Source organism: Brevundimonas sp. UBA7664, from assembly GCF_002483305.1.
GTDB lineage: Bacteria > Pseudomonadota > Alphaproteobacteria > Caulobacterales > Caulobacteraceae > Brevundimonas.
Genome location: NZ_DLHQ01000040.1, coordinates 1 through 4,432, shown reverse-complemented (window position 1 = coordinate 4,432; position 4,432 = coordinate 1). Strand labels below are relative to the sequence as shown.

Here is a 4,432-nt window from a genome sequence, read left to right as displayed (position 1 = left end):
AGCCGGGCCGCGGCGGCCAGGTCGCGCGCGGCGTCGCCGGTCGGCGAGGTGGTCGGGATCGGGGCGTTCAGCTCGGCCTCGCGGGCGGCGGCCGTCTCCATCGCGCGAAGCCGGGCGTCGCCGTCGCGGACGCGGGTCGCCAGGGCCGTGTTGTCACGCCCGACCTCGTCCAGCTGGAAGGTCAGCCGCTCGATATCGCCGTTCACGCGCTGGAGCGTCGCCTCCATATCCAGCAGCCGCTGGTTCATCAGGTCGACGCGGCCCTGCAGCGCGACGACCTCGGGATCGGGCTCGACGATGACCGGCTGACCGGCGGCGTTGCGCTGGGTCAAGGCGCGCTCGAGGCGGCGCACGTTGCGGTCCAGCTGTTCCAGCCGGCGCTTGTCCCACTGGACGGCCTCCACGGGCGCGGTCTGGGCCACGACCGTGGTCGTGCCGGCGATCAGGACGACGCCCAGCACGGTGACGAGGGCGTTGCGGGAGCGGAGGGCGGGGGGCAGCTTGAGCATGGTTGTTTTCGTCCCACCGATTTGAGGCCGCCGCAAGGCGTTACCCCGTGAGGCCGAGCGCGATGATGGCCACCAGGAACAGGGATATGGCGAGAACGCAGAACAGCAGCAGGAAGGCGGTGCGCCACGCGGCCGAAAACCAGGACAGGCCGTAGGCGCCCTTGAGCTGGGCGAATATGTGCGCCGGCACGCCGAAGGTGAACAGCAGCGAGCCAAGGACCGCGAAGCCGCTCCACAGCGGGCCGAGGATGGAGACGAAGATGGCCAGGATCGACATCGCCGTCAGCGAGTAGAGCACGAAGACGCCGTGGTCGTAGAGGGTGAAGCCCCGCCGCCACAGGAACAGCAGCGACACGAAGGGGATCGAGATCGGGATCAGCAGGAAGCTGAATTTATAGGCCGTCTGCTGGATCTTGTAGATCGCCAGATCGGGGTTCAGCAGCTTCTTCTTGATCTTCTCGTTCAGCGCCCCATTGCCCATGTTGACCTTGAGATCTCCCGCGGCGACGGCGTCGTGGACCTGGGCCTGCCAGCTGCCGGGGGTCAGGCCGTCGGTGCGTCGAGCGGCCGGGTCCGCGATGCCGAGGCGGGTTTCCAGAACCTCAACGGTGGTGGCCCGCGCCTGCCGGTTCAGTTGCAAGGCTTCGGACGCCAGGGCTGCGTCCGCCCCGAGGCTGGCCTCGGAAAGTTCGACGCGGGCGGTTTCCAGCTCCGTCATCAATTCCGCGCGCTCGGCGGGCGTCAGCGTCGTGGACACCTTCGGCTCCAGCCCCCCGGAGAAGCTGAAGGCGAAGAACATCAGGAAGACGGTGAACAGGAACATCGCCAGCGGCGAGACATAGCGGGTGCGCCGCCCCTGCACCCATTCGCGGGTCAGCCGCCCCGGATTGATCGCCAGCAGCGGCAGGGTGCGCCAGATGCGGGCGTCGAAATGCAGCACGCCGTGCAGCATCTCCTCGCCGAGGTGCAGCAGGGACCGGTGGACATGGGTCGGCTGGCCGCAGTTGGAGCAGAATTTGCCCTCGACCGGCTGGCCACAGTCGGTGCAGTTGCCCTCGGGGTCGCCGGCGTGGCCGGTCGGCCGTTCCAGCGCGCCGGCGAGGATCCCCGCGGACGCCGCTCCGCCCGCCGCGTCGATGTCGACCATGTTCGCCCCCCGCCTCTGGGGCGGGTTTTAGCCGTGCGTCGCCTGAGCGGTCAAAAGGAAAGGGGCGGCCGGTGACCGGCCGCCCCTCAAGACCTTCGACAGTGTCGTCCGATCAGCGCGTGGCGCCGGAAACGATGGCGGTGTGGGCGTTGCGGTTGCGGGCCCAGGCCTCTTCGTTCGAACCGGCGGCGATCGGGCGCTCCTTGCCGTAGCTGATGGTGTCGATGCGACCGGCGGAGACGCCGCGCTCGACCAGATAGGCGCGAACCGATTCGGCGCGGCGGGCGCCGAGGGCCAGGTTGTACTCGCGGGTGCCGCGTTCGTCGGCATTGCCCTCGATGCGGATGGTCACCTGCGGATAGCGCTGCAGCCAGGCCACCTGGGCGTCCATGCGCGGATAGGCCTCGGGGCGGATCTGGTAGCTGTCGAGGTCGAAATAGACCCGGTCGCCGACATTGACGATGAAGTCCTGTTCCGAACCCGGCGCGGCGGCGCCGAGGTTGCCGCCCGAGACGGGACCGGCGCTGTTGTCGTTGTATTGCTCGTTGCCGGCCGGCGGCACATTGTTGCCGGCGCCGCTGTCAGCCGGGGTGCGGGGCGTGCAGGCGGCGATCGCGGTCGCGGCCAGCCCAACGGCGGCCAGACGGACGAGGGTCGAGGGCTTCATCATCAGTCGTCTCCTTGGGTGAAGGCCGGAGCCTCCAGCTTGGCTTTAGAGGGTTGCTACAGACGCGCCAGCGGTTTCGCCAGTCGCGATAACGCGGGTTTGAGCCGACAGGCTCCTTTGTGATCAGGTGGGGCAGCCGTCCGGGCCGCCGCCGCCGAGGGTGACAGGCTGTTCGTCCAGAAGGGGCGACCAGGCGGGGTCGGTGCCGCGTCCGGAATAGCCGGCCTGCGAGACGACGCGGCCCGAAAGGTCCACGGTCCACAGACGGGTGTCGCCGCCCGGCGACTGGCGCGCGAACATGATGTAGCGGCCGTTCGGGGCCCAGGACGGGCCCTCCTCGAAATAGCTGGACGACAGGATTCGCTCGCCCGAGCCGTCGGTGTTCATGACGCCGGTCGAGAACCGGCCGCCGCCCTGTTTGGTGAAGGCGATCAGGTCGCCGCGCGGGCTCCAGTTCGGGGCGGTGTAGAGGCCGCCGCCGCGCGAGATCGGGCGCTGCCCCGAGCCGTCGGACCGCATGGTGTAGAGCCGCGCGCTGCCGGAGCGATCGGAAGTGAAGACGATCTGGCTGTTGTCGGGGCTGAAGGACGGGGAGGTGTCGATGCCGGGATCGCTGGTCAGGCGGCGCAGCTGGCGGCTGGCCAGATCCATCACATAGACATCGGTGTTGCCGGCCCGGATGATCGAAAAGGCCATCTTCGAGCCGTCGTTCGAGAAGCGCGGGGCCAGCACCTGGCCGTCGAACTCGCCCAGGCTCTCGCGCCGGCCGGTCGCCAGGTTGAACAGATAGATGCGGCTGTAGTCCCGCCCCAGCGCCACATAGGTGATCTCATTGGGGTCGTTCAGCGAGAAGCGCGGCGACATGATCACCTCGTCGCCCTGGGTCAGATAGACGGGGTTGAAGCCGTCCTGATCCGAAATGGCGAGGCGCGACAGGCGGTTCAGCTGGGTGCCGCTTTCCGAGACGAAGACCACGCGGCTGTCGAACAGGCCGGTCTCGCCGGTCATGCGCTGATAGACCAGGTCGGCGATCTTGTGCCCGATCCGGCGCCACTGCTCGGGCGTGGCGGTGAACTGGTAGGAGACCAGCTGGCACTGGCGATAGGGGTCGTAGAGGCGGAAGCCGAAATCGTTGCGGCCGTCGGGCCGCGGCGTCACCGAACCGTAGAGCACCGCCTGGGCGCCGATCGAGGTCCACTGGGGGAAGTTGGGGGCGTTGGCCAGGGTCAGGCCGGTCTCGACGAAGCCCGCCGGATCGAGGGGTTCGAAATAGCCCGAGCGACGCAGGTCGTCGCGGATCACCCCGCCCAGGTCAGAGCCGTTCTGGCCGTTGAAATTGGCGACGGCGATCTGCATCGGGCGCAGGACGCCCTGGTTGATCTCGACCTCCACGGGGTCGGTCGATTGCGGGACCGGAGGCGTCTGGGCGCTCGCCGTGCTCACCGTCATCGCCACGACCGCGACGCTGGCCAGAAGTCGGTTCAATCGCATCAGGGGCTCCCACAAGTTCAAACGTCGCCGACCCTTATCGTCAGACCGTGCGCAGAAGGCCAGCATGGCCGTGAATAGGGCGACTTTCAGGCCCTGTCAGGCTTCGTCAGCGAATAGCACGAACGCGCGCCGTCTATCGGCCCCGACAGGCTTCCTCGGTGTTGAACGTCGGGCGGTACGACCCGCCCGTGAAGCCCGACGGCACGTCGAACGGCGCGGTCTGGCGCAGGGCCCGGATCGCCCCGTCGGCGGAGGCGCGCCACACCGGGTCGGATCGCGCGCCGACCAGCGTCGGTCCGGAGACGATGCGGCCGTCCGCGGCCAGGGTCACATCCATCTGGATACGAAGGTTGCGGGCGCCGGGCACGTCGCAGGGCAGGATCCAGTTGGGGATGATCTGCTGGAACATGGCGGTGATCTGCGGACCCGAGGTCTGCTGGGCCGGACCCGGCGTTCCGCCGCCACCGCTGCGCGGGGGCGGGGTCCGGGGCGGGGTCCGGCCGGGGGGCGTCCGGGACAGTTCCGAGAGGTCCAGACTGGGCTCCGCCGGCCGCCGCGGCGGCGTGACCGGCGGGCGCTGGGGCGACGGCGGGGGCCGCTTGGTCGGGGGCGTGACGG

General features: G+C 69.2%; 4 protein-coding genes and 1 pseudogene. All 5 read right to left on the bottom strand.

Annotated features, from left to right (window positions below; genetic code table 11):
• A pseudogene (locus tag B2742_RS09410) lies at positions 1 to 509 on the bottom strand (tol-pal system protein); the annotation flags it as partial.
• A gap of 40 nt (positions 510 to 549) precedes the next feature.
• Positions 550 to 1,656 (bottom strand): DUF3667 domain-containing protein, encoded by a 1,107-nt coding sequence (locus tag B2742_RS09405; RefSeq protein WP_292065441.1) that lies wholly within the window; start codon positions 1,654 to 1,656, stop codon positions 550 to 552.
• Positions 1,657 to 1,768: 112 nt separating this feature from the next.
• A complete protein-coding gene (gene pal / locus B2742_RS09400) occupies positions 1,769 to 2,323 on the bottom strand; it encodes a peptidoglycan-associated lipoprotein Pal (RefSeq protein ID WP_292065443.1) in 555 nt (184 codons plus the stop codon).
• Between the two features lie 123 nt (positions 2,324 to 2,446).
• On the bottom strand, positions 2,447 to 3,814 hold the full coding sequence (gene tolB, locus B2742_RS09395; protein ID WP_292065438.1) for a Tol-Pal system beta propeller repeat protein TolB: 1,368 nt from the start codon (positions 3,812 to 3,814) through the stop codon (positions 2,447 to 2,449).
• A 133-nt stretch (positions 3,815 to 3,947) separates the two neighbouring features.
• The coding region (locus B2742_RS09390; protein ID WP_292065436.1) for a cell envelope integrity protein TolA at positions 3,948 to 4,432 on the bottom strand (485 nt) is incomplete at its 5' end.

What these genes read in the sequence shown, in the direction of transcription:
- pal (WP_292065443.1), bottom strand. Translation starts at nt 2,323, where the DNA reads ATGAAGCCCTCGACCCTCGTCCGTCTGGCCGCCGTTGGGCTGGCCGCG.
- tolB (WP_292065438.1), bottom strand. Translation starts at nt 3,814, where the DNA reads ATGCGATTGAACCGACTTCTGGCCAGCGTCGCGGTCGTGGCGATGACG.
- B2742_RS09405 (WP_292065441.1), bottom strand. Translation starts at nt 1,656, where the DNA reads ATGGTCGACATCGACGCGGCGGGCGGAGCGGCGTCCGCGGGGATCCTC.